Consider the following 22,414-nt stretch of genomic DNA (forward strand, 5'->3'; position numbering starts at 1 on the left):
TATTGCCAATCACAAAATTCCTTTTACCTTTGCAATCCGTGAGGGTCATATGACCAGCTCCCTCCGAACTCCCCCAGGGTGGAAACACAGCAAGGGTAGGAGGTTGTAGCGGTACGATATGATTCCTCACGTTTTATTTTCCATCCGGTACCTGCGATAATTATTGTGATGTTCGTTTTCCAGGTAAATGGCGAAAGGATATACATCCGCCCAGGAATGCACATCATCAAGATCACCCAGTTTCGCCAAATAGTCCAGATCTATCTGAATCCTCTCCATCATAAATGCAGCATCCTGATAACAGGGTCCATGTCCGGGAATGGCTATTTCCCATCCAAGCTTTGGTAAAATATCCTGCATTTTTAGCAACGTATTCTGGTAGGCGATCCAGCTGTCCTCAATGAATGGGAATTCAAGAGGGCTCAGGTAATCTCCCAATAATAAGGTTTTGGCCTGTTCAATAAAGTACATGGCGCCATCTTCGGTATGTCCACGGGTTGGAAAACCGCGAACTGTAAACTCGCCCAGCTGCAGTTGCTGCCCATCGGATTGTATGGTCAGATCCGTGATAGGATAGCGGTGGAGGTAGTTACGTTTAATGTATTTCTGACCGTCCCACTCATTGACCCTGGTCAATGCTTTGTCCTTGTCGATGACGGTCTGCATAGCCTGGCTGGTCACCACCCGGCCGGGGGGCATGGCACCATATCCAATGATGTGATCGTAATCCGCATGCGTAAACAGGTAATAAAAGGAATGCGTCTCCAGAAATGGCTGGAGCTGGCTCAGAATGGCTTCTATCTCCTGAGGTAACCAGTTCGGATCACATACTAATATGGTCTCCCTGCCGAAAACCAGGGTGGTATTGGTTTGGTACAAGCTGCTGGAACTTATCCGGATCTGACCAAAAGGAAAAGATTTAAACAAGTCCATACAAATTGCATTTTCTTATAAACAGGTGACAGCGTTAAGGATAAGATTATATTCTTTCACAATATGTAAAATGTGCTGTTGACAACCTACCTTTACGAACTCAAAAAAAAGAAATCATGAAATTTTTCATTGATACCGCCAACATCGATCAGATCAAGGAAGCCAAGGATCTGGGCGTTCTTGATGGTGTAACGACTAATCCCTCCCTGATGGCTAAAGAAGGCATCTCAGGAGATAAGGCTGTCATTAAGCATTATGAAAAGATCTGTAACCTCGTTGACGGGGATGTCTCCGCAGAGGTGATCGCTACCGATTTTGAAGGCATTGTAAAGGAGGGTATAGCTTTGAGCAAACTAGCTCCGAACATTGTGGTGAAAGTACCCATGATCAAGGATGGTGTTAAAGCTTTGAAATATTTTTACGATAACGACATCAGGACTAATTGCACCCTGGTCTTTTCAGCCGGACAAGCAATCCTGGCAGCTAAAGCCGGAGCCAATTACCTTTCTCCATTTGTGGGTCGCATCGATGACATCAGTTGGGATGGCATGCAATTGGTTTCGGAAATAGCGGAGATCTATGCCATCCAGGGATTTGAAACGGAAATCCTTGCCGCATCCATCCGTAGTTCCAAGCATATTGTTGAAGCAGCAAAGGCAGGAGCAGATGTCGTGACGTGTCCGCTCTCAGCCATATTAGGGTTATTGAACCATCCGTTGACTGATATCGGTCTGGAGAAATTCCTGGCTGATCACGCCAAGGCAAAAGTAAAGAAGTAATATGGTAATTACCAGACGTTGGTTTTTACTTTTGGTCGCCATATCCTTTTACTTAACCCAGTCGCTGCAGGCCCAATCGAAAAAAAGGGAATTCAGGGCAGCATGGATAGCCACGGTTGAAAACATTGACTGGCCTTCCAGACCGGGACTGTCCCCGGAGGAACAACGCCGTGAACTGACCAGCCTGTATGATCAATTGAAAGGAATCGGCCTCAATGCAGTCGTTGTTCAGATCCGTCCGGCATGCGATGCCTTTTTCCCCTCTACCATTGAGCCCTGGTCTGCATTTCTGACCGGACGTCAGGGCGAATCTCCTAACCCGTTTTATGATCCGCTGGAATTCATGATCCAGGAAGCCCATAAAAGATCGCTGGAGTTCCATGCCTGGATCAATCCGTTCAGGGCAGCCAACAACAATCAGCGTCAGGCTCTTTCACCTGATCATATTGCCAGAAAACATCCGGAATGGGTCATCGAATACGACGGCAAACTCTACCTTAACCCAGGAATGCCGGCAGTTCAATCGTATGTCCTGTTGGCAATTCAGGAGATAGTTCAGAATTACGACATTGACGCCATTCACCTGGACGACTATTTCTACCCGTATAAAGTTACCGGTTCCGTTTTTAATGACGCTGCAGCCTATGCTGCAAGCCCGGTGAAGTTCACCTCCATTGATGAATGGCGTAGAAACAACATCAATACCTTTGTTTTTCGGCTCCATAATATGATCAAGAGTACCAAGCCTTATGTTCAGCTGGGCATAAGCCCATTTGGCGTATGGAGAAACCAGGACAAGGATCCGAAACTGGGTTCACCTACCCAGGCCGGGCAGACCTGCTACGATGATCTGTATGCTGATATCCTGCTCTGGCTGGACAAAGGGTGGATGGACTATGTCGCTCCTCAGTTGTACTGGCCCCTGGGCTTTAAGCGCGTGGACCCGGCGACGATGATGGATTGGTGGAGCATGCACCGGAATCAGGCAAACCTATACATTGGTCATGCGATTTACCGGGTTGGCTCTCAGGGAGATCCGGCCTGGCTTTCACCAAATGAATTACCCAATCAGCTTCGGTTGTCAAGGCTAAACCCATCCATCGAAGGCAACATCTATTTTTCAGGTAAATGGTTTGAAAAAAACAACTTAGGAGTAACGGATTCACTGGCGGTTTCTTACCGGTTTCCAGCCCTCACTCCCGTACCTCCGGATGTTGAAATATCACCATTGCAGGCGCCACAATGGTCCAGGATAAAACGTCGTAAAAAGTATGTAAAACTTACCTGGGAGTTATCCGGATTATCCAGGCACCGCCCTTACTATTACGTGATCTACCGGTATGACGGGACGAAATATCAGGGCATCGACGATCCGCGCTTCATACATGAGATCACTCCATTTGATGACCGGAAGCTGGAATTTGTGGACCGGAATATTCGCCGGAAAGCATCCTACACATACGTGATCACCTCCGTCAACCGGGAACAGGTTGAAGGATTGCCCAGTAAGGCACTTCGTATCGAAACAAGATAATAATCCCGGTCTAATCGGGTAATGTGATCAATCGTTCCAGGGTATAGGCGATCAGTCCGTCAATGGATTTAGCCGGATCTGGGCTGAAGGTGTTGGCCAGCCGGTTGGCTAAGATCGCATTCAGGCTGAGTGCCCGGTGTCCACAGAGATTTGTCAATCCATAGATCGCCGCTGTTTCCATTTCAAAATTGGTGATCCGATGTTCCTGGTATAGCACATACCGCAGGAGATCGGTAACAGGCATTTTGGGCTCCAATCGAAGTTTTCTTCCCTGAGGTCCATAAAATCCCGGACTGGTCGCGGTAATGCCGGAATGAATGCCGGTTCCGGTGAAATGATTGCGCAATGAGACATCACCGGGCACCAGGTACGGGGCTACCGGCAGGGTAACTTCTCCACAAAGTACCTTGCCCTCTGCATAGAATGGTTCACTGCCCGCGTAGTAAGCAAGCAGGTTGTCAAGTCCAAGCCCATGTGAAGATGCGACCCAGGCATCCACCGGGATGTCGGCTTGCAGCGAACCCGAAGTTCCAATCCGGATAAATGTAAGTTGCGTATGGGTTGACTTTGGTGTCCGGCTTTCAAAATCAATATTGTGGAGGGCGTCCGCCTCATTGATCACGATGTCAATATTGTCCGGACCAATTCCGGTTCCGATGACCGATACCCGTCTATTGCCAATCCACCCGGTGTGCGTTACGAATTCGCGGTGCTGCAGTTGATGCTCCACGCGATCAAAATGACGGCTTACCCGTGCGACTCGCTGCGGATCTCCTACCGTAATGATGGTCGTTGCCAATTCACCGGGATGCACATCCAGATGGTATATGGAGCCCCGTGGGGTAATGATTAATTCGGAAGGCGGGATAAACATTTTTGCTGTCATACGATTTATTAGGGAGACCAAAAATACCTGGTTGATTTCGATTGAGGGTCCATCCCGTTGTTTTTTTAATGATGTCTATATCGGAATCGGACCAACCATCGATTCATCCATCAACCAAATGGATAATTTACAGTTAATGTTTATAGCATGAAAAAGATATACCATTTATCGACCTGCTCCACGTCCCAGCGGATCATCCGTGAAATAGGTCCACAGGGGTTTGTACTACAGGATATCAAAACCGATAAGATCACCCCTGAACAGCTGGATGCCATGGCCAAAAAGGCAGGGTCATATGAAGCATTGTTTAGCCGGAAAGCGCTGAAATACCGGGCCATGGGGTTGCACGAAAAGCAGCTGTCGGAGCAGGATTACCGTCAGTTGATTCTGGATGAATATACATTTCTAAAGAGACCGGTTATAGAGATAGACGGAAAGCTATTTGTAGGTAACGCCAAATCCACTGTTGCGGCAGCCAAAGCGGCCAATGAAGCGTAAGCGGGTACAATTTCTACTGATTCAATCTGGCCCTGCTCAATTACATCGTATGACGATGGGGCTCGTTTCAACCCGGTTGGATTCATTACCCGCGCGATCTATAATGTAGATGCTGTAGCGCATGACATCGTAAAGCTGATCGCCCAATGCCGGGGTGCAGGGCTGCTGGCCACTGGCATATTTACAGCATACGTTAAACTGCGTATTGATCAGCAGTTGTATAGTACCGCTGACGTCACTAAGAGACTCACCACCGGGGATAACCGGTGACGCATATTTGATCACGTACCCGTCCCGCATATCTTCAATGAAGATATTGGCATCGTTGTTATTAAAGCCGATGTCGCCATCACCATCCTTAAAACGCAACAGGATAAAGATGGAATCATTTTGCTTTACATTCTGATCTACGGTGTCCTTACTGATGCCGATGAATTCGATGTCTGGAACAACACTGATATCGGTTGATGGCTTGCAGGCCAACCAGTAAATTAGAATGATAAAGACGGGTATCAGCTTTCGCATTCGACTAAATTATGGAAATTCGCCCAATACCATAACGTGTGGAATTCTCCTTTGGTTATATTTTTCGGGATAATCGAGTTTTCATCCTGAATTAAAGGTAGATGCCATTTTTAGATGTTTTCCGATAGTGGTAATAACATTATGTCAATCAATTGGTTATAAAACAATGAGGGCTAATGGGCTTACGGGGCATGTGATCCACGCTAAAAGATCAATTCTTAAGAGGTTACTCGGGTGATACCGGAAAGGATAGTTAATGAAAGAACAAGATACAGCGGTCATCATTAGGCAATTTAAGGACCTCATCACGTCCGGTGATTACGATTTTGATCAAATAGCTATGAATATCTTCCAATTTCAAAGCCGGAATAACATGATCTACCATAACTACCTGGATTTGATAAATTGCTATCCGGAGCAGGTCACGAGGTTGGAGGAGATCCCTTTTCTTCCGGTACAACTATTTAAATTCCGGGCCATTCAAACCGGGAAATGGAAATCCGAAGCATGGTTTGAAAGCAGCGGAACAACAGGTCAGCAGCCCAGCAGGCACATGGTGGAAGACCTGTCGTTTTACCACCGGAACTGTGTGCGTGGATTTCAGAATTACTGGGGGGATCCTGCGGAATGGTGCATCCTGGCCTTGTTGCCTTCTTATTTGGAACGCCACCACAGCAGTTTGGTATCCATGGTGGATTATTTCATCCGGGGTTCTACCTATCAAGAATCAGGATTCTATCTCTACGATCATCAGAAACTCTATGATCAATTGATGCACTGCCAGTCGAAAGGGATTCCGACGGTACTTTTTGGAGTTGCGTTTGCATTGACTGATTTCTTTGAAAAGTATAAAATGAATTTCCCAGGATTGCATGTAATCGAGACTGGCGGTATGAAGGGGCGGAGGGAGGAAATGACCAGGGAAGCTCTGCATGAGTTCCTGCGCCAGCGCTCTCGGGCTCAGATCCATTCGGAATATGGGATGACTGAGCTCCTGTCACAAGGTTATGCCACCGGTGATCTTATTTTTGCCAATTCATCGACCTTTCGTGCACGATTATTTGAGCGGGAAGATCCCCTGGTGCCTGAAAACAGAGAAGGACGGGTAGGACGGATAGGGGTGATCGACCTGGCGAATGTAGCAACATGTTCGTTCATTCTCACCGAAGACCTGGGTCGTTACCGGCAGGGAGGATTTACGGTGGAGGGACGCCTCGATGCCAGTGAATGGCGGGGATGCAACCTCATGGTCCAGGACCTGTAAGGGATTACGAAACGGTCAGATTTCCGGATTCGATGATGCGAGGCGAGGTCCGGATATCTGAATCCATATCAGTCTTTGATGATACCCTCGAACAACCATTGAGCAAGATATTGCCGGTTCGTGGGGCTTAGTATGCGCTTGTGATCGCTTTCATTTTGAATGTTGGCCAGTTCAACCAATACCGCCGGAGGAAGTGTATTGACCAAAACAAAATATTCGTAAGGGCGTACCGAACCACGATAGCCTCTCCCTTTCTGGTAATAGTCGTATTTCTGCTGGAATGTTTTATACATATTGAAGGCAAGATGGCTGCCGGCTTTGCTTCCGGGTGCATGGAAAAAGTAGACATCCTGCCGGTTGTTTTCATTTTGCGAGTCCACATGGATGGAAATCATTTTCTGATCGGTATAACCTTTGGCCTTATATTCCCGGTAAAGCTTGTTCACCGCATCCGAGCGTTGTTGTAAACGCAGTTTTTGATTGCGGGGAAGTTTTTCACCCATACAACGTTCATCGTAATCTTTATCCAGTATTTCCGCGTCACGGATTCCGTCGTTGGGATCCTCAATGATGATCTCCACTTTGGCTCCATTTTCCATAAGCAACCGGGAAAGGCGTAAAGCCACATCGTAGGCATATTCATCTTCACAGAGGCGATGACCGTCCTTGACAGTATTGCATCCGATATCCGGTCCGCCGTGACCTGCCACAATAAAAAATACTTTCCGTTTAAGTGCGTCACTTTTTATCGGCACTTCCGCGTATTCCTTGCCAAAGAGGGGCACGGTCATAGACCGCTCGCTTACGGCGACCACGCGTGGGCCAGCTTCATCAGCCACAGAAGTTTTGGTCTGTGGTTTCTGGTTGACCACTTCCGGCTTGCGCGTCACCTTTTCAGCCATGCAATACAACTCATGGAAAGGTACCCATATGATCCTGCTGTTCTCGATGGTCATTTTTCGGAGCCCCTGGTTTTTCAGGAAGTCGTTATAGCTCTGGATCCGACGGGCCTTTTCCTCGTCCTGGATGTCCAGTGTGGTTTCTATACTCTTACCATCATAGCGATAGATGTAAACCGGAAGCAGATATTGCGTTCCGGCTACCAGGTAGGTTTCCGGATCAATGTTATTGATGTTGTAAAAGTGCTCCAGATTGCAATCATTGAGCAGTCCATATTTGCGCAGGATGGAGTAAACTCCGTCACCGGTCGTGGCGGTCACTTTGTAATATCCAGCCTCATCTACCGGCTTGAAGCTGAACAGAAATGGAACCAGTAAGAGTAAAATTCCCAGACGTCGCATTCAGAAAGGTTTTGAGGCACAAATTACATAAATATGATATATATAATCAATTGAAATAATAATTTTTATTTGTCATATATAAAAGATATTTATCTGAAAGGAGATTGGTTGGCGGCAAAACACAGATAAATGGCAATCAGCATCTTATCTTTAGGCAATGAAAGCAATGGCTCAGATATGGTCGCTGATCCGGAAAGACTGGATGATCGAATGGCGTCTTAAATACGCCCTTTCCGGGTTATTGCTCTATCTTATAACGCTGGTATTTGTGATTGTCATATCCTTCCAGCAGATCAGTGGCCCCGTGTGGAATGTATTGTACTGGATCCTGTTTTTATTTGTAGGTATGAATGCGGTGCTGAAGTCCTATCAGCAGGAGAGTGGTAACCGCAAATATTATTTCCAGCAACTGATCGACCCCGTGACATTACTCCTCAGCAAGACCATATACAATATTGTATTGCTGTTCTTAGCCGCCATCCTGATTTACCTCTTGCTTACTGTTTTTATTCCAAGCCCGGTACAGCATTTTGCATTATTTATCGGAACCGTTGCCGCAGTGAGCGCAAGTTTTGGGATTTGTCTTACGTTTATTTCCATCGTAGCCAATCAGGCAGCGGAAAGCGCTACCTTGGCGGTTATCATTGGATTCCCGGTGCTGCTTCCTATCCTGATCACAGGAGTCAGAATGAGTGCGTTTACCATCGGGATGTCTATGGGAGGCGAAATTGGTGGAGATTTTACTATCCTTTTGGCAATTGATTTGTTGTTAATGGGATTGTCTTTATGGTTATTTCCATTTTTGTGGAAGGACTAAAGCAGCAATGGTATGAGATTGGAATGGTGGAAATATCTGGGTATTGCAATTTTATTGTACACCCTTCTTTTTGGTATGCTGGTGCCATTGGGCCCCGGGATCGTGGAAGTGTCTCCGGGCCAGACATCTACTGGAACACAAAAGGAATTTGATATCTGGGGGTATAATACCCGGTTTACCCGGTTTGATCAGCTTAATGTGGTGCTCAAGCTGGATGATGACCACTGTGTTTCGGCTAAAGAATATAAGGTTATTTCTGATTATCAGCTTTCCGCCAAATTCGATATTCCTGCTCTTCCGGAAGGTGCAAAATCGGCGGAGTTTGCCACCCTGTTTATCTATCCCGCTGGAACGGGCACAGCAATCCTTCCTTCCGCAGTTTCCATCCGGCAAGGCGAGGAGGGACCTTCGACAGGTCAATGGGTACCTGAGTCTCAATTTGCATTTGACCGTAATACCAGCCTGCATTTTCCCTACCGTAATATCCTGATGGAGAGTATCCGGAACACCTATTTCCACGTAGCGCTTTGGTTTGCCATGATGTTCATTCTGGGTGCTTCGATGGTGTACAGCATACGTTATCTGCGTTCGGGCCGGCTGGATTGGGATCTCAAAGCCAATGCCTATGCACAGGTTGGTATATTGATTGGTTTTCTTGGCATAAGTACCGGGATGATATGGGCCGCAAATACCTGGGGCAAAGCGTGGAGCTGGGATATCAAGCAGACGATGGCAGCCGTGGCCATGCTGATCTATCTGGCCTATTTTGTCCTGCGCTCCTCCATCGAAGACCAGGAAAAACGTGCCCGTACCGGAGCAGCCTATAACATCTTTGCCTTCGCCACTTTAATACCGTTGCTGTATGTGGTTCCCAGATTGGTCGACAGCCTCCATCCGGGCAGTGGTGGCAATCCAGCTATGGGAGGTGAGGATCTGGACAATACCATGCGCCTGGTCTTTTATCCGGCGATCATCGGATGGACCCTGTTGGCGACGTGGGTTGCCCAGCTGACTTTCCGCTACCTGAAAATTCAATATCAGGCCCGCAGCAGAAATTTAACCGAACAATATTAATTCCAGCGATAATGGTTCATCATTTAGAATTATATTTGGCCCGTCTAAAAAATGGTTTTCAATCATTTTATAAGATGCGTATTTCAAGAGTCCTTTCCGTTATATTGTTGGTATTCACCTCACACCTGTTGTGGGGGCAATCGCAGTCACTGGATTATTACCGGAATTCCGGTAAAATTTATGTCGTCGTCGCGGTAATTGTGGTGAGCTTTCTGGGCATCGTACTTTTTTTGATCAGCCTGGACCGGCGGATAAGGAGAATGGAGAAAGACCTTAACCAAAAATAATTATATGTCAACATTTTATGAGAGCGTACAGTCTAATTTTGACCGCGCTGCCGCAATGACAAAAATCCCCAAAGGACTACTCCATCAAATCAGAGAATGCAATGCAGTACTTCAGTTGCGATTTCCGGTAAAGATCGGAAACCAGTACAAAGTGATTGAAGCATACCGTGTGCAGCATAGTCAGCACCGTCAACCGACCAAAGGTGGTATACGCTACAGTTCCCGGGTTACCCAGGATGAGGTCATGGCATTGGCCTCATTGATGACTTATAAGTGTGCACTCGTGGACGTGCCTTTTGGTGGAGCTAAAGGAGGTATCAAAATTACTCCCTGGAAATATACCCCTGAACAATTGCAAGCCATTACTCGCAGATACACCGCAGAACTGATCAAAAAGAATTTTATCGGTCCCGGACTGGATGTTCCTGCACCTGATTACGGCACCGGGGCCCGGGAAATGGCCTGGATCCTGGATACCTATATGAGTTATAAAGGGGGTGACATTGATGCCGTAGCCTGCGTCACCGGTAAGCCGGTTTCACAAAACGGGATCAGGGGAAGGACGGAAGCCACCGGGAGAGGTGTCTATTATGCCATGCGCGAAGCGGTTTCCATCAAGGAGGATATGAAGAAACTCGGGTTGGAACCAGGACTGGCCGGAAAAACAATGGTTATCCAGGGACTGGGCAATGTTGGTTCCTATACCGGGAGTATCTCGCAGGATGAAGGGGATGTGAAGATCATCGGCATCTCAGAGTACGAAGGATCCATCTACAATCCGAATGGCATCAACATCGATAAGTTGTTGAAGCACCGGAAGGCTACCGGAAGTATTTTGAATTTTAACGGTGCCAAAAACCTTCCCAGCAGGGAAGCTGCTCTGGAGCTGGAATGCGATATCCTGGTACCTGCAGCTCTGGAGAATCAGATACACATTGATAATGTGAACAACATCAAAGCCAAAATCATAGCGGAGGCAGCTAACGGTCCGGTGAGCGCCGATGCCGATGAAGTCCTGCGCAAGAAAGGCGTGATGATCATCCCCGATATGTACATCAATGCAGGAGGGGTGACCGTTTCGTATTTTGAATGGTTGAAAAACCTTTCCCACATGCGGTTTGGCCGGATGGAAAAACGTTTTGACCACAATACCTATTCAAATTTGGTAGGCCTGATCGAAAAGCAAACCGGAAAATCAATTGGCAATAAAGAAAAAGACTTCCTCACCAGAGGGGCTGATGAAATCGATTTGGTGCGTTCGGGACTAGAGGAGACCATGGTGACCGCTTACCATGAGATCAATGAAGTACGCAAGCGTAAGAAAAGTTGCGAAGACCTGCGTACCGCTGCTTTTGTGGTCGCACTGGAGAAGATTGCGTCGGATTACCACAATTTGGGGATTTTCCCATAAGCCATCTCCGGAATTGGCTTATTTTATTATATTGTTTTTTGCAATAAATGGGTCATAAATCATGAAGTTGGATAAGATAGATCGTAAAATACTTAAGTTACTCCAGGAGAATAGTAAGATTACCAATCTTGAACTTTCTAAAAAAATAAATTTATCTCCGGCTCCCACCCTGGAACGGGTGAAGAAGCTGGAGCAAACCAATATCATCGACAGTTACCATGCCGAGGTAAACCCGCAGTCGATCGGCTTGAATGTCAAGACGTTTGTGCTGGTTTCTCTGGCCTGGAAAAAAGAAAATGTGCTGGATCTTTTCATTGAGAAGATCCAGCATATCGATGAGATTACCGAGTGCTACATCATCACCGGAGAAGCAGACCTGTTGCTTAAAGTCGTGTGCAAAGACATTCCAACCTATGAGCAACTTCTGTTCAAAACCTTGTCGCAGATAGGCGAGATCGAACGCCTGAAAACATTGGTGACCCTGTCAACCGTAAAGGACTCAAAGGTTTTGCCGTTTGATTACGGCAAGGAGGACTGATGTCCGGTCGATTGGATCATTTGATCTGGACTGCCAGGCATTCCGTCAGGCCTCCTGTTTATTTATTTGGTACCATGCACCTGGACTGCGACCTCTTTCCGGAATTGCAGGAGCGTTGTCTGCGTTTGGTTGAATCAATTGATCTCCTTGCCACAGAAATTGATCTGGAATCCATGGAAAATACTGCATTTCCCATGCTGGAGCAGGGCATCCAGGACCATCTTTCCCCGCAACAGTACGAACGGCTTCGAGACCAGCTCATTCGGTTTTTTGAATTTGACCTCCTGCCCTGGGATCGGGTGCCTCCCATATTCATTTATCAGTTCCTCATCGAAAAGATCCTGCCTAAAGCTGCGGGAAAACCGGTGGACCATTTCGTATGGCGGCTGGCGGAAGAAAGGGGAAAGAAAAGGACAGGATTGGAAACGCTGGAAAGACAGATGGAGATAGCCAGCCACCTGGACTTCTCCTGGCAAATCAAAAGCCTGAAATCCATCGCCCGGTCGCCACAGCGTTTTCGGCGGATGATCGGTGAAATGGTGGCAGGTTACCGGCTTGAACGATTACCGCAATTGTACCGGTCCAGTAAAAAACAACTGGGTCCTTACCGGAAATTAATGCTGTACGACCGCAACAAAGTGATGTTCTCTGTAATGGAGGATCTGATCGGAGACCAGATCGTCCTTGTGGCTGTCGGTGCTGCCCATCTCTGGGGCCACTACGGTTTGCTTCGTCTAATAAAACAGGCCGGTTATCGAGTATCACCCTGGAAGGGCTAGCATTCCATCTGTTTTCACCCTTATTTTTGCAGCTGGTTTTAATATCTCCGGGACTCCCGGCAGAATACTGCAATATGAACACCTTGAGAGATACCCTAAGTATTATTTGTATTTTTTTGTTGATGGCGTCGGCTTTGCCTGCTCAAAATGCTACGATCAGCGGTTATGTCAGGGATGCTAATAGCGGGGAAACACTGATAGGCGCCAATGTGTACAACCAGGCCGATCCCGGGCAGGGTACTTCAACCAATGCGTATGGATTTTATTCCCTGACCTTGCCGGCTGGTGAGTATACCCTGGTTTTTTCCTACCTGGGTTATCAGGACCAGCATCAGACCATCCAACTTCTGGATAATCAAACCGTTAACATCAATTTGAGTGAAGGGGTGGCGATGGATGAAGTGGTCGTAGTCGCGGAACAAAGAGACCGGAATGTGACCAGTACGGAATTGGGTAAAATAGATTTGCCGATTGAAAACATAAAATTGTTGCCGGCAGTTTTTGGCGAGGTAGATATCCTGAAAGCTCTCCAACTTCTACCGGGTGTAATGTCCAGTGGTGAAGGCAGTTCCGGATTTTATGTACGGGGTGGGGGAGCAGACCAGAACCTGATCCTGCTGGATGAAGCTCCGGTATATAATACGGGCCATCTGCTGGGATTTTTCTCGGTATTCAATGCGGATGCCATTAAAAACACCACCCTGATAAAGGGAGATATGCCGGCCCAGTATGGTGGCAGGCTCTCCTCGGTGGTGGATGTCCAGATGAAAGAAGGCAATAATCAGCAATATGCAGTGGATGGGGGTATTGGCCTGATCGCTTCCAGATTAACCGTCCAAGGCCCGGTGATCAAGGATAGGAGTTCCTTTATGGTCTCCGCCCGGCGTACTTATGCACTGGACCTGGCTCAGCCTTTCATCCGCAGGAGCAACTTTGCCGGTACCAACTATTATTTCTACGACCTGAATACCAAATTGAATTATCAGTTCTCGCAGAAAGATCGCGTTTACCTGAGCGGATATTTCGGCCGGGATGTATTTGCCTTTAACTCGAATCAGTCGGATTTCAGTCTGAGGATGCCTTATGGGAATGCAACTGCAACGCTGCGGTGGAACCATCTTTTCAATGACCGGCTGTTCATGAATACCTCGGTGATCTACAACGACTACGATTTCAGTTTTTCGGGCGGGCAGGATCTTTTTAAGTTCAAGCTTTTCTCCGGAGTGCGGGATTGGAATACCAAGCTGGATTTTGACTATTACCCGAATTACCGTCACTCCATCCGTTTTGGGATCAACGCCATTCGTCACCGGTTTGTACCCAATGTCGTACAGGGCACCAGTGGAGATGTAACCTTTGGCTCGGACTTTACCGATAAATTTGGTGTGGAGTCGGCAGCCTATTTTCAGGATGAGATCAAGTTGGGATCAGCTTTTAATGTGCAATTGGGTATGCGCTATTCCCGATTCAGCCAGGTAGGGCCTTACACTTCCAAGTTCAATGGCGAGCAATACGGCTCCTGGAATTCCGTGGTGACCTACGATGGCTGGGAGCCCAGGGCTGCCTTGCGCTGGCAGCTTTTACCATCCGCTTCGCTTAAGGCCGCCATAACATTTACCAACCAATACATACACCTGGTGAGTAATTCCGCAAGCACGCTTCCGACTGATGTTTGGGTACCCAGCACGGAAGTGGTCAAGCCGCAGCAAGGCATTCAGTACGCTTTGGGTGTGTTCAAAAACTGGAAGGATAATACGCTGGAAACTTCCGTAGAAGTCTATTACCGGGACCTGGCAAATCAGATCGATTACCGTGATTCCTATGTAAACAACCTCTCCAATGATGTGGAAGATGACTTTGTGTTTGGAGTAGGGCGGGCTTACGGCGCCGAATTTTTCCTGCGCAAATCGAAAGGGGACCTTAACGGCTGGATCGGTTATACCATATCCCGTTCTGAAAGGTCTTTTTCGGAGATCGAAGGGGGCCGTTGGTATCCTACGACCTTTGACCGGACCCATGACGTCTCGGTGGTTGCCAATTACCAGCTCAACGACCGTTGGAGTTTCGGAGGTGTCGTGGTTTACGGTACAGGCAGAGCCTACACTCCGATCGATGGAGTTTATCTCATTGGGCAGGACCTGGTGACGGAATATGGCCCCCGCAACAGTTCACGGCTGGAGCCCTACCACCGCCTGGACATTTCAGCGACTTATGTGCCTGCCAGGTCTGCAGAAAAGCGTTTTCGGGGTAGTTGGACCTTTTCGGTTTACAATGTGTACAACCACCGCAACCCGTATTTCACCTATACGGATATTGACACCAATCTGGCGACTGGTGAGGCTCAGGCAAAAGCCTATAAAGTTTCGATATTCCCGATCATCCCTTCCGTTACCTGGAATTTTAAATGGAAATAATGGCACTGAGAAATAACTTCTGGATCCATAGCCTTGCCTTGTTTCTTTTCCTTGCAGGAACCGGGTGTGAGGAAGAATACATCCCGGACACTGTCGAGGGACCATCCAAGCTGGTTGTGGAAGGTTACGTCGAAGCCGGGGATCAACCGATGCCGGCGTATGTGATACTAACCCGTTCCAGATCCTTTTTTCAGCAGCTGAATCCCGGAGATTTGGAAAATAGTTACGTGCATGACGCACTGGTACAGGTATCCTACGATGGTATAACCGCCACCCTGCCGGAAATTTGTCTGAACGACCTCGATACGACCTTGCGGAAAGTGGTAGCCCGTGAGTTTGGGTTTGATCCGGATAGCCTGGAGATCAATATCTGTGTATATGTGGACCTCAATGGTCAGGTGGTGGGACAATTTGGCAAACAATATGCATTGCATGTGGAAGCCGAAGGTAAAATACTGGAAGCAATTACGACCATACCGGAATTGGTCCCGTTGGACTCTTTTCGTTTCGAGCCCACGCCAGGTATGCCTATTGATAGCCTGGCCCAGCTGATAGCGACAATTTCCGACCCGTCTGATGAAACCAATTATTACCGCCAGTTCATCCGCATCAATTCTGGAATTTACGATCCCGGCTTTGCATCCGTTTCCGATGATGCCTTGTTCAACGGTAAGACACTGGACTTTCGAATCAATTCCCCGCAGCATACTCCGGATGACAACCCTGAAATATTTGGCCTCTTTCATCGAGGGGATACCATTTCTATAAAATGGACCAATATCGATGCCGATCATTTCAAATTTTGGAATACCTTCGAATCCAGCCGTAACAGCGGCGGACCATTCTCCAGCTATGTGCGGGTGAGTTCGAACATACAGGGAGGACTCGGAGTCTGGGGAGGCTATGCTGTTGCGTATTATGATGCAATCGTACCGGAAAAGTGAAAGATCCGCTTGACATTCATACCGGCAATAAAATCGCGATCGTTGCCGGCGCTACGGGATTGATAGGCAATGAAGTCGTCCGTCAATTGCTAAACCATCCGGCCTATGGCAGGGTGAAGGTTTTTGTACGCCGCCATCTCAGCTTTCAGCATCCCAAACTGCAGGAGATCATGACAGACTTTGATCGCCTGGAAGAGTATGCTCACGAATTTAAGGGCAATGACCTATTCCTGTGCCTGGGAACCACCATGGCCAAAGCCGGGTCCCGAAAAGCGTTCATCAAGGTAGATCTCACTTACAACCTGAAGATGGCCCGGATGGCCAGTGACAATAAAGTCCATCAGGTTCTTTTGGTTTCATCGGTGGGTGCCGATCCGGACGCATTATTTTTCTATAGCAAAGTAAAGGGTAACCTGGAGCAAGCCATTAAGCAACTGCCTTTCTGGGGTATTCACATTTTCCAGCCTTCGGTGCTCCTGGGCCAGCGGGAAGAATTGCGTATGGGTGAAAAGGTGGCAGGATCGGTAGGCCACTGGCTAGATAAAGTGACCGGGGGAGGTATGACCGTCTACAAACCGGTCCATGCCGAAACCGTTGCTTTGGCTATGATCCGGGTGGCGCAAAAGCTCAGTGGCGGTGTCCATACCTATGAGAGTCACATCATTGCGGAGATTGCCGGTGTTGAGGACCCAAATTGAATGTCTTTCCTACCTTTGCCTGCGAAATTAAATTGAACATGCAGAAGAAGTCTGAAATTAAGCTGGAGGTCCAAATGGACAGTAAAAACATTCCGGAACAGATCCTGTGGGAGACATCCGACGATCCAGCCGGAACCGGTAAGCAGGAATGCAAAGCCATCTTTCTCTCTCTGTTTGATATGAAAAGCGGTGATACCCTTAAGATAGACCTGTGGACCAAAGATATGCAGGTGATTGAAATGGACCGGCTGGTATATCAGACCATGCGTTCATTGGCAGACTCCTACGCGCGGGCAACCAATAATGTCCGCATGGCTAATGAGATGCAGAAATTTGCCCAGTTCTTTGGTGAAGAAACCGAGATCATCAAGCGCGGTTAATCCCCCGAATGAATCACGGTGGCAATGCGCTCACAGGGCATCATTGACCTTAATTACTCCGGAAATTATTCTTTCTTACGGGCACTCCAGGCATTGAATCCGCCCTCTACGTTGATCACGGACGTAAATCCGGCCCGGATCATCTCATCGGCTGCAATAAGACTGCGGTGACCGCTGCGGCAGTAAACCCAATAGGTATGGTTCTTGTCCAGTTTTTGGATCTCTTCCTTGAAATGTTCATTCTGAAGAATGTCTATTTGCTTCGCATTGGCAATATGACCTCCAACATATTCCTGAATGGAGCGTACATCAAGTACATGAATGCTGGAGTCGGCAGCCAGAGCTGCTGCCAGTTGGTCAACTGAAATGTTGGTCACCACACCGGGGGTTGTCTTTACACCCGGAACGACGGTTTCAGTGGATTGAGCATGCGCACATGAAATTGCTCCTATCGATAGAAAAGCAAGAAAAAGCCAATTATTCATTCTGCCAGTTTTTATCGTATTTAACAAAAAGATGAAGCCAGATGCTCCGGCTGAGTCGCAAAATATAGACGAACAGAAGGACTATGATGGCAATGGTCCAGCCGAATGCGGCCTCCAGTGAGGTATTGATTCCGAAATAGAACAAAGCAATCAGGCCAAACATGAGAAATGCACTGACGGCATAGGATACAAACATGGCTCCCCAGTAAAATCCCGGTTCCAGTTCGTATTTCTGATGACAAACGTCACAGTGCTTCCCCATGGATAGCGGATGAGCATAGTCAAAAACGGAAGTTTCAAATAATTTCCCTTCGTGACAACGGGGACATTTCAGGTTAAAAACACTGTACAGAGCACTTCCTTTCATAGATGCGACGCAAATGGTCACGCAAAGATGAAGTGCTCCGCACAGTTTTTATGTAATCCTGATCACTTATTTTGCCAGGGCTCCTTCTTTGATCTCATCCACAACTTCTGGATTGAGCAGTGTCGAAGTGTCGCCCAGGTTGGATGTATCGCCTTCCGCAATCTTTCGCAGGATGCGCCGCATGATCTTTCCGGACCGGGTTTTCGGCAATCCGCTTACGATCTGTATGATGTCCGGTTTTGCGATCGGACCGATTTCCCGGGTGACCACGGCCAGGACCTCCTTCTCGAACACCTGAGTATCACCAATGATGGTGCTTGTGATCACATAAGCATAGATGCCCTGTCCCTTGATCGGGTGGGGATAACCAACTACGGCGGACTCAATGATAGCGTCATGCTGGTTGATGGCATTTTCGACCTCTGCAGTTCCGATACGGTGGCCGGATACATTGATGACGTCATCTACCCGTCCGATGATGCGGTAAAGGCCGTCTTCATCCCTCTTGGCTCCGTCGCCGGTAAAATACATGTTTTCAAACGTCGCAAAATAGGTGGTCCGGCAACGCTCATGGTCTCCATAGGTGGTCCTGATGATGCTCGGCCAGGGAAACTTCATACACAGCAACCCTTCGACACCATTCTCTGTCAGTTCCTTTCCGGATGCGTCCACCAGGCAGGGCTGAACCCCGGGTAACGGAAGGGTCGCATAGGTCGGTTTGATGGGAGTGATTCCCGCCAGTGCTGAGATCAGTATCCCACCTGTCTCGGTCTGCCACCAGGTATCCACGATTGGCGCCCTGCCTTTTCCCACATTGTCATCGTACCAGTGCCAGGCTTCGGCATTGATGGGTTCACCTACCGATCCCAGAACCTTGATGGAGCTCAGGTCGTATTTGTTGGGCCACTCGTCACCGGCAGCCATCAGTGCCCGGATAGCTGTCGGGGCGGTATAAAACTGGTTGACCTGGTAATGTTCACAGATCTCCCAGAAACGTCCCGGGTCCGGATAAGTAGGTACGCCCTCAAACATCACCGAGGTAGCGCCGGCTAACAGAGGGCCGTACACGATGTAGGAGTGACCGGTGATCCAACCGATGTCCGCCGTACACCAGTAGATGTCACCTGGTTGGTATTGAAATACGTTGAGGAATGAATAGCAGGTGTAGACCATGTATCCTCCGCAGGTGTGCACCACGCCTTTAGGTTTGCCGGTACTCCCGGAGGTGTAGAGGATGAATAGCATGTCCTCACTGTCCATGGTTTCGGCTTCGCAATGGATGGACTGCGGCGAAACGAGTTCATGCCACCAACTGTCCCGTCCGCTGGTCCAGTTTACCTGTTCGCCGGTACGCTGGTAGACCAGCACATGCTCTACGGAGTCACAACCCATGGACAATGCTTCATCGACGACCTTTTTGACCGGTATGTTTTTGGCACCGCGTGGATTGTAATCCGAGGTGATCACCATCTTGCAACTGGCGTCTTTGATCCGGTCTGCTAATGCGGATGCCGAGAATCCGGCAAACACCACGGAATGCACGGCTCCGATGCGGGCACAGGCCAAGATACCGATGGCTAATTCCGGGATCATGGGCATGTAAAAACAAACCCGGTCTCCCTTTTGGATACCCAGTTGTTTTAAGGCATTGGCTGCCTGATTAACCTCGTTGAGCAGCTCCCGGTAGGTGTAGCGTTTTGCCGGGGCATCCGGATCATTGCTCACCCAGAGAATGGCTGTCTGATCGCCACGCTCAGCAATATGACGATCCAGTGCATTCTCGGTGATGTTTAGCTTGCCGCCCTGAAACCATTTGATATCCGGTGTCTTAAAGTTCCATTGCAGAACCTGATCCCACTTTTTCCGCCACAGGAAATTTTCAGCTATGGATCCCCAAAAGCCTTCCGGGTCTTTTACACTCCGGTCGTAGGTATTTTGGTATTCTTCCCAGGTTCTAATTTGCATGTTCATATCAATATGTTTTATTCATCTGGTAATCGAATGTGTTCCACCATATTCTGCACTGCTAAGGGAGGAGGTGGTGTCATATAAGTAACTCCAATGGACACGATGAAGTTGATAATCATGCCCACCGTCCCGATACCTTCAGGGGATATGCCCCACCAGTATCCATCGGGGGTTCCTCCCAGAAACTTGAAGTATACAATGTAAGCTGTGGTAAACACCAGGCCGGTAATCATGCCGGCTATGGCGCCTTGTTTGTTAATACGCTTCGAGAAAATCCCCATAATGATGGCCGGGAAGAAGCTGGCGGCTGCCAGTCCAAAGGCGAATGCAACCACCTGGGCCACGTATCCTGGTGGATCAATACCGGCCCATCCCGCGATGACAACCGCTATGGCGATGGTAATACGAGCTGTCTTCAATTCTCCTTTCTCTGAGATGTTTGGCCTGAGCCAGTTCTTAAACAGGTCATGGGAAATACTGGTGGAGATCACCAGCAATAATCCGGCAGCCGTCGAAAGGGCGGCAGCCAGACCTCCTGCTACGACCAGGGCGACAACCCAGGCCGGCAGGTTGGCAATCTCCGGGTTTGCCAACACCATGATGTCCCGATCTACCGTCAGCTCACTACCTTTCCACCCACGCTCATTGGCTACCGTTTCGACGAAGGTCGGATTGGCATCGTTGTAATACTGGACTTTCCCGTCGCCATTTTTATCCTCAAATTTGAGGAGGCCAGTGCCTTCCCAGTTCTTGAACCAGGCCGGCAGCTCGTTGTAGGGTTGGTCCTGGACGGTGTGAATCAGGTTGGTTCTTGAGAATACAGCGATAGCCGGTGCAGTGGTATACAGCAGGGCGATGAACAGCAAAGCCCAACCGGCTGACTTCCTCGCATCCTTCACATTGGGTACGGTGAAAAATCGCACGATCACGTGGGGTAATCCGGCGGTACCCAGCATAAGCGCTGCCGTAATAAAGGCAAAGTCAATGGTATTCTTTTTAGAGATCGTGTACTCTTGAAAGCCCAGGTCCCGGCACACCTGATCCAATTTGTCGAGGAGGTATGTCCCATCACTGAGTTTTCCGCCTAGTCCCAGCTGCGGGATCGGGTTATTGACCATCAGCACCGAGATAAATATGGCAGGAACGAGATAGGCAAAGATCAGTACGCAGAATTGGGCCACCTGGGTGTACGTGATGCCCTTCATGCCGCCCAGTACTGCGTAAAAGAAGACGATCAAGACTCCGATAATGACTCCGTATTTAAAGTCGATCTCCAGGAACCGGCTGAAAGCCACCCCGACGCCTTTCATTTGCCCCACCACATAGGTGAAGGACACAAACAACGCCGCAATGACCGCCACCAGGCGCGCTCCCTGGGAATAATACCGCTCGCCGATAAAATCGGGCACGGTGAATTTCCCAAACTTGCGCAAGTAAGGGGCCAGTAAGAGTGCAAGCAGCACATAGCCACCCGTCCATCCCATCAGGTATTCCGCTCCCTGGTAACCAAGGAAAGCGATCAGTCCTGCCATGGAGAGGAAGGAAGCGGCGCTCATCCAGTCTGCCGCGGTGGCCATCCCATTGAGTACAGGGTGGACGCCGGAGCCGGCAACATAAAACTCCGAAGTTGATTTGGCTCTCGACCACCATGCAACGACGATGTACAGGATAAATGATATCCCGACAATAAGGAAGGTCCATACGGTTTGGCTCATGGTGTCGTCTTTTTGGCTTTGAATTTCTGATCCAGACGATTCATGAGGATGACGTACACGACAATGATCCCGATAAAACAATAGATGGACCCTTGCTGTGCAAACCAGAACCCCAGCTTGAAGCCGCCGATACGGAACTGATTGAGCCAGTCAGCCCACAGAATTCCAAAGCCGAATGAAACGATAAACCAAATGAGGAGCAATACGGACAAATACCAGATGTTTTGTCGCCAATACATTTTGGTCACTTCAGTTGACATTTTTACAGTTGATTACAGCGTTTATAAGGACTCGGAAATTAAGGAATATTTACCGAAACAAGGTATGCATGCAGGTCATGTTTGGTAATGATTAGTAGTGTACGGTCAATCACTATGTGTGGACATTGATCGGGTTATCAGGGATTCCTGTCCATTTACCTGGAAAATGCGAACACCATCTGTTTGGTGGGGTATATCATATGTTGGTTCAAAAGAAGAACTGTCATGCTGAGCCTCAGACGAAGCATCTGTCCAGCGGAGAACTTTATGCATAGTTACCTGGGAGAATAATATGAACAATGTTATACTATGTGATTAATCATTGCAAGCAAGAAAATACAGCCAACGACCGATGCTTCACGACGCAACGCTACGCGGTTGCTGTTCAGCATGACAGGTATGGCATATGGTACTAAAAAACCAGAACTGTCATGCTGAGCCTCTGGCGAAGCATCTGTCCAGCGGAGTACTTTATGCATAGTTGCCAGGGAGTATATAGGAACAATGTTATAATACGTGTCTAATCACTCCAAGCATGAAAATACAAGCATCAACCG

Annotated in this window: 23 protein-coding genes and 1 other RNA gene; 15 read left to right on the forward strand and 9 right to left on the reverse strand. The window is 48.2% G+C overall.

Features of this window, described 5'->3' with window-relative positions:
- Positions 1–37: 37 nt before the first annotated feature.
- Positions 38–134: signal recognition particle sRNA small type (gene ffs / locus H6570_05155), an RNA gene on the forward strand.
- Here the strand turns inward: ffs and H6570_05160 are convergent.
- Positions 127–933 carry an MBL fold metallo-hydrolase gene (locus tag H6570_05160; GenBank protein MCB9318650.1) on the reverse strand — a complete coding sequence of 269 codons (807 nt, stop codon included), beginning with the start codon at positions 931–933 and terminating at the stop codon, positions 127–129. The two genes, ffs and H6570_05160, sit on opposite strands and share 8 nt — an antisense overlap.
- 116 nt (positions 934–1,049) lie before the next feature.
- On the opposite strand from H6570_05160, the gene fsa reads away from it, so the two are divergent.
- Both fsa and H6570_05170 read left to right on the forward strand, forming a co-directional pair.
- Positions 1,050–1,712, forward strand: a complete 663-nt coding sequence (gene fsa / locus H6570_05165; GenBank protein MCB9318651.1) for a fructose-6-phosphate aldolase — start codon at positions 1,050–1,052, stop codon at positions 1,710–1,712.
- Between the two features lies 1 nt (position 1,713).
- Complete coding sequence (locus tag H6570_05170; protein MCB9318652.1) at positions 1,714–3,246, forward strand: family 10 glycosylhydrolase; 1,533 nt, start codon at positions 1,714–1,716, stop codon at positions 3,244–3,246.
- A 10-nt stretch (positions 3,247–3,256) separates the two neighbouring features.
- On the opposite strand, the gene H6570_05175 is transcribed toward H6570_05170, so the two are convergent.
- On the reverse strand, positions 3,257–4,120 hold the full coding sequence (locus tag H6570_05175; GenBank protein ID MCB9318653.1) for a nucleoside phosphorylase: 864 nt from the start codon (positions 4,118–4,120) through the stop codon (positions 3,257–3,259).
- A 159-nt stretch (positions 4,121–4,279) separates the two neighbouring features.
- Here H6570_05175 and H6570_05180 point away from each other — a divergent pair, with 159 nt between their 5' ends.
- Positions 4,280–4,630 carry a hypothetical protein gene (locus tag H6570_05180; GenBank protein ID MCB9318654.1) on the forward strand — a complete coding sequence of 117 codons (351 nt, stop codon included), beginning with the start codon at positions 4,280–4,282 and terminating at the stop codon, positions 4,628–4,630.
- 36 nt (positions 4,631–4,666) lie between these two features.
- On the opposite strand, the gene H6570_05185 is transcribed toward H6570_05180, so the two are convergent.
- Positions 4,667–5,155 (reverse strand): hypothetical protein, encoded by a 489-nt coding sequence (locus tag H6570_05185; protein ID MCB9318655.1) that lies wholly within the window; start codon positions 5,153–5,155, stop codon positions 4,667–4,669.
- A 256-nt stretch (positions 5,156–5,411) separates the two neighbouring features.
- Here H6570_05185 and H6570_05190 point away from each other — a divergent pair, with 256 nt between their 5' ends.
- Positions 5,412–6,419 (forward strand): acyl transferase, encoded by a 1,008-nt coding sequence (locus tag H6570_05190; protein MCB9318656.1) that lies wholly within the window; start codon positions 5,412–5,414, stop codon positions 6,417–6,419.
- Positions 6,420–6,487: 68 nt separating this feature from the next.
- On the opposite strand, the gene H6570_05195 is transcribed toward H6570_05190, so the two are convergent.
- A complete protein-coding gene (locus tag H6570_05195) occupies positions 6,488–7,720 on the reverse strand; it encodes an N-acetylmuramoyl-L-alanine amidase (GenBank protein ID MCB9318657.1) in 1,233 nt (410 codons plus the stop codon).
- 166 nt (positions 7,721–7,886) lie between these two features.
- Between H6570_05195 and H6570_05200 the strand changes: the two genes are divergently transcribed.
- The 10 genes from H6570_05200 (at position 7,887) to gldC (ending at position 17,062) form a co-directional block, all read left to right on the forward strand.
- Positions 7,887–8,537: an ABC transporter permease gene (locus H6570_05200; protein ID MCB9318658.1), complete on the forward strand. Its 651-nt coding sequence runs from the start codon at positions 7,887–7,889 to the stop codon at positions 8,535–8,537.
- 12 nt (positions 8,538–8,549) lie between these two features.
- A complete protein-coding gene (gene ccsA, locus H6570_05205) occupies positions 8,550–9,611 on the forward strand; it encodes a cytochrome c biogenesis protein CcsA (protein MCB9318659.1) in 1,062 nt (353 codons plus the stop codon).
- Positions 9,612–9,685: 74 nt separating this feature from the next.
- A complete protein-coding gene (locus H6570_05210) occupies positions 9,686–9,898 on the forward strand; it encodes a CcmD family protein (GenBank protein ID MCB9318660.1) in 213 nt (70 codons plus the stop codon).
- A gap of 4 nt (positions 9,899–9,902) precedes the next feature.
- Positions 9,903–11,309, forward strand: coding sequence for a Glu/Leu/Phe/Val dehydrogenase (locus tag H6570_05215; protein ID MCB9318661.1), 1,407 nt, complete (start codon positions 9,903–9,905; stop codon positions 11,307–11,309).
- A 61-nt stretch (positions 11,310–11,370) separates the two neighbouring features.
- On the forward strand, positions 11,371–11,847 hold the full coding sequence (locus tag H6570_05220; GenBank protein ID MCB9318662.1) for an Lrp/AsnC family transcriptional regulator: 477 nt from the start codon (positions 11,371–11,373) through the stop codon (positions 11,845–11,847).
- Positions 11,847–12,626 (forward strand): TraB/GumN family protein, encoded by a 780-nt coding sequence (locus H6570_05225; GenBank protein ID MCB9318663.1) that lies wholly within the window; start codon positions 11,847–11,849, stop codon positions 12,624–12,626. Before H6570_05220 ends, H6570_05225 begins: the two co-directional genes overlap by 1 nt.
- Positions 12,627–12,700: 74 nt before the next feature.
- Entirely contained in the window at positions 12,701–15,040 is a 2,340-nt protein-coding gene (locus H6570_05230; GenBank protein MCB9318664.1) for a TonB-dependent receptor, read from the forward strand.
- Positions 15,040–15,984 (forward strand): DUF4249 domain-containing protein, encoded by a 945-nt coding sequence (locus tag H6570_05235; protein MCB9318665.1) that lies wholly within the window; start codon positions 15,040–15,042, stop codon positions 15,982–15,984. Before H6570_05230 ends, H6570_05235 begins: the two co-directional genes overlap by 1 nt.
- Positions 15,981–16,682, forward strand: a complete 702-nt coding sequence (locus tag H6570_05240) for an NAD-dependent epimerase/dehydratase family protein (GenBank protein ID MCB9318666.1) — start codon at positions 15,981–15,983, stop codon at positions 16,680–16,682. The genes H6570_05235 and H6570_05240 overlap by 4 nt, the downstream gene beginning before the upstream one ends.
- Positions 16,683–16,720: 38 nt before the next feature.
- Complete coding sequence (gldC, locus tag H6570_05245; GenBank protein MCB9318667.1) at positions 16,721–17,062, forward strand: gliding motility protein GldC; 342 nt, start codon at positions 16,721–16,723, stop codon at positions 17,060–17,062.
- Between the two features lie 65 nt (positions 17,063–17,127).
- Here the strand turns inward: gldC and H6570_05250 are convergent, their stop codons facing one another.
- The 5 genes from H6570_05250 to H6570_05270 all read right to left on the reverse strand — a co-directional run bounded on the left by H6570_05250 (position 17,128) and on the right by H6570_05270 (position 21,857).
- Positions 17,128–17,547, reverse strand: coding sequence for a rhodanese-like domain-containing protein (locus tag H6570_05250; protein ID MCB9318668.1), 420 nt, complete (start codon positions 17,545–17,547; stop codon positions 17,128–17,130).
- Entirely contained in the window at positions 17,540–17,914 is a 375-nt protein-coding gene (locus H6570_05255) for a DUF983 domain-containing protein (protein ID MCB9318669.1), read from the reverse strand. Before H6570_05255 ends, H6570_05250 begins: the two co-directional genes overlap by 8 nt.
- Before the next feature lie 66 nt (positions 17,915–17,980).
- The gene (gene acs / locus H6570_05260) at positions 17,981–19,885 is read right to left on the reverse strand and encodes an acetate--CoA ligase (protein MCB9318670.1); all 1,905 of its coding nucleotides are present in this window, start codon (positions 19,883–19,885) and stop codon (positions 17,981–17,983) included.
- A gap of 11 nt (positions 19,886–19,896) precedes the next feature.
- Positions 19,897–21,597, reverse strand: coding sequence for a cation acetate symporter (locus H6570_05265; GenBank protein ID MCB9318671.1), 1,701 nt, complete (start codon positions 21,595–21,597; stop codon positions 19,897–19,899).
- Entirely contained in the window at positions 21,594–21,857 is a 264-nt protein-coding gene (locus H6570_05270) for a DUF4212 domain-containing protein (protein MCB9318672.1), read from the reverse strand. The genes H6570_05265 and H6570_05270 overlap by 4 nt, the downstream gene beginning before the upstream one ends.
- Positions 21,858–22,414 lie beyond the last annotated feature (557 nt).

The organism is Lewinellaceae bacterium, assembly GCA_020636135.1.
Lineage (GTDB): Bacteria > Bacteroidota > Bacteroidia > Chitinophagales > Saprospiraceae > JAGQXC01.

Coding starts and splice junctions, on each gene's coding strand:
- H6570_05250 (MCB9318668.1), bottom strand. CDS start 17,547: ATGAATAATTGGCTTTTTCTTGCTTTTCTATCGATAGGAGCAATTTCA.
- H6570_05215 (MCB9318661.1), top strand. CDS start 9,903: ATGTCAACATTTTATGAGAGCGTACAGTCTAATTTTGACCGCGCTGCC.
- ccsA (MCB9318659.1), top strand. CDS start 8,550: ATGAGATTGGAATGGTGGAAATATCTGGGTATTGCAATTTTATTGTAC.
- H6570_05235 (MCB9318665.1), top strand. CDS start 15,040: ATGGCACTGAGAAATAACTTCTGGATCCATAGCCTTGCCTTGTTTCTT.
- H6570_05230 (MCB9318664.1), top strand. CDS start 12,701: ATGAACACCTTGAGAGATACCCTAAGTATTATTTGTATTTTTTTGTTG.
- H6570_05265 (MCB9318671.1), bottom strand. CDS start 21,597: ATGAGCCAAACCGTATGGACCTTCCTTATTGTCGGGATATCATTTATC.
- H6570_05200 (MCB9318658.1), top strand. CDS start 7,887: ATGGCTCAGATATGGTCGCTGATCCGGAAAGACTGGATGATCGAATGG.
- H6570_05255 (MCB9318669.1), bottom strand. CDS start 17,914: ATGAAAGGAAGTGCTCTGTACAGTGTTTTTAACCTGAAATGTCCCCGT.
- H6570_05195 (MCB9318657.1), bottom strand. CDS start 7,720: ATGCGACGTCTGGGAATTTTACTCTTACTGGTTCCATTTCTGTTCAGC.
- H6570_05180 (MCB9318654.1), top strand. CDS start 4,280: ATGAAAAAGATATACCATTTATCGACCTGCTCCACGTCCCAGCGGATC.
- H6570_05185 (MCB9318655.1), bottom strand. CDS start 5,155: ATGCGAAAGCTGATACCCGTCTTTATCATTCTAATTTACTGGTTGGCC.
- H6570_05160 (MCB9318650.1), bottom strand. CDS start 933: ATGGACTTGTTTAAATCTTTTCCTTTTGGTCAGATCCGGATAAGTTCC.
- H6570_05270 (MCB9318672.1), bottom strand. CDS start 21,857: ATGTCAACTGAAGTGACCAAAATGTATTGGCGACAAAACATCTGGTAT.
- H6570_05225 (MCB9318663.1), top strand. CDS start 11,847: ATGTCCGGTCGATTGGATCATTTGATCTGGACTGCCAGGCATTCCGTC.
- H6570_05190 (MCB9318656.1), top strand. CDS start 5,412: ATGAAAGAACAAGATACAGCGGTCATCATTAGGCAATTTAAGGACCTC.
- gldC (MCB9318667.1), top strand. CDS start 16,721: ATGCAGAAGAAGTCTGAAATTAAGCTGGAGGTCCAAATGGACAGTAAA.
- acs (MCB9318670.1), bottom strand. CDS start 19,885: ATGAACATGCAAATTAGAACCTGGGAAGAATACCAAAATACCTACGAC.
- fsa (MCB9318651.1), top strand. CDS start 1,050: ATGAAATTTTTCATTGATACCGCCAACATCGATCAGATCAAGGAAGCC.
- H6570_05170 (MCB9318652.1), top strand. CDS start 1,714: ATGGTAATTACCAGACGTTGGTTTTTACTTTTGGTCGCCATATCCTTT.
- H6570_05175 (MCB9318653.1), bottom strand. CDS start 4,120: ATGTTTATCCCGCCTTCCGAATTAATCATTACCCCACGGGGCTCCATA.
- H6570_05220 (MCB9318662.1), top strand. CDS start 11,371: ATGAAGTTGGATAAGATAGATCGTAAAATACTTAAGTTACTCCAGGAG.
- H6570_05210 (MCB9318660.1), top strand. CDS start 9,686: ATGCGTATTTCAAGAGTCCTTTCCGTTATATTGTTGGTATTCACCTCA.